Origin of the sequence: Erwinia oleae (assembly GCF_000770305.1) — a bacterium.
Classification (GTDB): domain Bacteria; phylum Pseudomonadota; class Gammaproteobacteria; order Enterobacterales; family Enterobacteriaceae; genus Erwinia; species Erwinia oleae.
In genome coordinates, this window is the sequence record NZ_JNVB01000139.1 from 1 (window position 1) to 3326 (window position 3326).

General features: G+C 51.1%; 4 protein-coding genes. All 4 read right to left on the reverse strand.

What is annotated here, in order from left to right; translation table 11 throughout:
* On the reverse strand, positions 1-555 hold a 555-nt coding region (locus GS12_RS22335), incomplete at its 3' end, for a histidine kinase dimerization/phospho-acceptor domain-containing protein (RefSeq protein WP_407637876.1).
* Positions 552-1229 carry a two-component system response regulator PmrA gene (pmrA, locus tag GS12_RS22340; RefSeq protein WP_034951118.1) on the reverse strand — a complete coding sequence of 226 codons (678 nt, stop codon included), beginning with the start codon at positions 1227-1229 and terminating at the stop codon, positions 552-554. The genes pmrA and GS12_RS22335, both read right to left, overlap by 4 nt.
* A 1-nt stretch (position 1230) precedes the next feature.
* Positions 1231-2859 carry a phosphoethanolamine transferase EptA gene (gene eptA, locus GS12_RS22345; RefSeq protein ID WP_034951121.1) on the reverse strand — a complete coding sequence of 543 codons (1629 nt, stop codon included), beginning with the start codon at positions 2857-2859 and terminating at the stop codon, positions 1231-1233.
* A 118-nt stretch (positions 2860-2977) separates the two neighbouring features.
* On the reverse strand, positions 2978-3326 hold a 349-nt coding region (locus GS12_RS22350; protein WP_235421333.1), incomplete at its 5' end, for a virulence factor SrfC family protein.

Genomic DNA, 3326 nt, shown 5'->3' on the forward strand with positions numbered 1-3326 from the left:
CTGGATCAGCGGCTGTACGTTCACACCGTTTTTTTTCTCGATCAGTTCCAGGTGCAGCCTCAGGCCGGCAAGCGGCGTGCGCAGCTCATGCGCCACATCGGCAGTAAACAGCCTTTCACGCTCCAGGCTGGTGGATATTCGGGAAACAAGCTGATTAATCGCATGGGTGACCGCATCAATTTCCCGTACAGAACTCACCTGAGCGATGGGCTGAAGATTATCTTCCGTACGGTTTTCAAGATGGGTTTGCAGTTCAAAAAGAGGGCGCGTAATGCGCTTGATTGCCTGAAAGCAGAGGGTAAGCGTCAGCGAGATCATGATCAGGCTCGGCAGCGCCAGGCTGGCGACGGCTTCGCGGATCTCTTTATGAATGTGCTTTTGCCGGAACTGATGGTCGAGGGAGGCGTTGGCCAGCAGCTCAATCTGCTCCTTGCTTTCATGCCACAGCCAAATAACGCTAATCACCTGGCAGAAAAAAATAATCAGCCCGATAGCCATCAGCAATCGAAAACGAAGGGTGGTATGGTTTTGCCGCCAGCCGGCCATGAGATTCATTCAGGCTCACTTTTATCGGGTTTTAATAAGGCATAGCCGAAGCCGCGCACGGTGCGAATGGCTGACTTACCAATCTTGTCGCGCAGATTATGGATATGAACCTCAAGGGTATTGGTTGAAGGTTCGGTATCCCAGTTATAAATGTCATTAAATAATATTTCGCGGTGAACCGGCTGGCCTGCCTTCAGCATCAGGCGGCAAAGCAGGGAATACTCTTTTGGCGTAAGTTCCAGAAGCTTGTCATCAAGCCGGATTTGACGATGCACCATGTCCATGCGCATATTGCCTACCGTCACCACGTTGTCAGCCTGATTCAGATGACGACGGATCAGCGCGCGGATGCGCGCCAGTAGCTCATCCAGGGCGAAGGGCTTGATCAAATAGTCGTCTGCGCCAGCGTCCAGTCCGGCAATGCGTTCATTAATGGTGTCACGCGCCGTCAGAATTAACACAGGCAGCGCTTTTCTCTGTCGGCGAAGCCGCGACAGCAGGCAAAGTCCGTCTTCATCAGGCAGACCTAAATCCAGAATCAGCAGGCTGTACAGTCCCGACGTAAGAGAGGCTTCGGCTTCATGCGATGAAGTTACACCGTCACAGATATAGCCTTCGCCTTCCAGTGCCAGCAACAATCCTTGCCGTAAAAGCGCATCATCTTCAACGACTAAAATTTTCATCTTATTTCACCCGGCACGCTGACAATATATCATCTGAGGCACGATATTCCCTGGTTACGGTGCCGGTCATACCCAGCATTGTTGAAAACAGATTGTCCTGTGAATAAGGCTGCGTGGCCCGTTTTTGCAAACAGTCACGCGTCACGGCAAAGCGCTTCTGATAATCGTCGGAGAGCCAGATTAACATTGGCACATGTGTTTGCACATCAGGCGCGATGGCATAGGGCATACCGTGCAGATAGGTGCCATTTTCGCCCAGCGATTCACCGTGATCGGAAAGATAGATCAGGCTGCCGGTGAAACGATCCTGATGCGCTTTCAATACGCCAATCGCTTTATCAACAATATAGTCAACATAGAGCAGCGTGTTGTCATAGGTATTGACCAGTTGCGCATTTGAGCAGGTTTGAATTTCATTGGTATCGCAGGTCGGCGTGAATTTTCTGAACGCAGGCGGATAACGATTATAATAAGTCGGGCCGTGGCTGCCGATGGTATGTAAAACAATAACGCCATCACCGTTAAGATGAGAAATATACTCTTCAATCTTATTAAAAAGCACCTCGTCATAGCATTCGCCTTTAATGCACATGCCCGGCAGATTCAGACTACTCATATCCTGATGAGGAACGCGATCGCACGCGCCCTTACAGCCGCCATCATTTTCACGCCAGAGCACCTCGATCCCGGCGCGTTGCAGAATGTCTGACAGCCCCTCCTGATGACCTGCCCGAACGTCATCATAATGCGCGCGCGGCATATTTGAAAACATACAGGGTACCGATACGGCCGTAGAGGTGCCGCAGGATTGGGTATGAGGGAAATAGATAACGTTATCCTGCGCAAGAAGGGGGTTGGTCTGACGACCGTAACCGCCCAGCGAAAAATTAGCGCCGCGCGACGTTTCGCCAACGATCAGAATAGTCAGTCTTTTTTTGGTATTTCCCGCCACTGCATGATCGAGCCTGGCATCTTCGCCAATTTTTATCAGCGGCAAATTCTGTAGCCGGTGGTGCTGATAATAAGAAAGCACGGCGGTAATACTGTTAGACGGACTCAGCGACTTGACCAGTTCTCTGTTATTACGAAACAGCGAGGCGTAATCTTTATAAAACAGTAGCGCAACGATGATAATCAGCAGGCCAGAACAGAGGATGTTCAGCAGACGATAAACCATCGCCGACATCAGAGAGGGATAAGGCTTGTGACGCAGCCAGAGACTCGCGGCGATGACCACAATCCCCGCAAAGAACAGCGTCGCAAGCAGTTGCGGCGTCATTAATGCGAAGGTTTCTGAGGCAGTGGTATCCAGCATATTCAGGATCATGGAGCGATCGAGAATAATGCCGTAATTCTGAATAAAATACTGCGCCAACACCGACATCAGGATAAAAAGCGCAACGACTATACGATCCAGACACAGAAATGAAGCCAGCGTGACCACAATATTAATGACGCTGAAGGCAACCACCGGCATGGAGAGAAATACCATCACGTTGCGAGCGGAGGTCAACGGCATGGCCTTTAACACATTGTGGTAAAAAGCCAGGTTTAAAAACAGCGCAATATAGAGAGAAAACAGTATCAGCCAGCTAACGCGACCAATCACTGGTCGGGAATATGCAAACATAGTTAAATCCTGAAAACCCGTTGGGGAATTCAGGATCGCAAATGAAGATTAGGATAACCTTAAGACGCTAAAGCTTTGCCGCGACCGTATAAGCAGAAGCGTCAGCGTCGATTACTCTTCACTTTCCGCCTGCGGTCAGTTTCAAAATGGCAGCCAGTTCGGCGCGATGCGCGCTGTCAATTTCGCGGGCGGCGGACCAGCCGGCATTCTGTAAAATCATCTCATTCAACCCCACCAGCCAGTCGTAAATGTAGAATGCCGCATGATTGTTGGGTTTCAACGCCAAACGAGTCAGGCGCTCGCCAGGCGCGGGGCCCGCCTCCGGTTTGGCGAAGATTTTCTGCCCGCGATTAATTTTACTCTCCGGGCGCTGCGCTTCCGGCAGATGCTGAAAACCCAGCCAGGCCACAAAATCGCCAAGCACGCTCAGCGCGCGCGATACCTGGCGGTCGGCGATCATCTCTGCG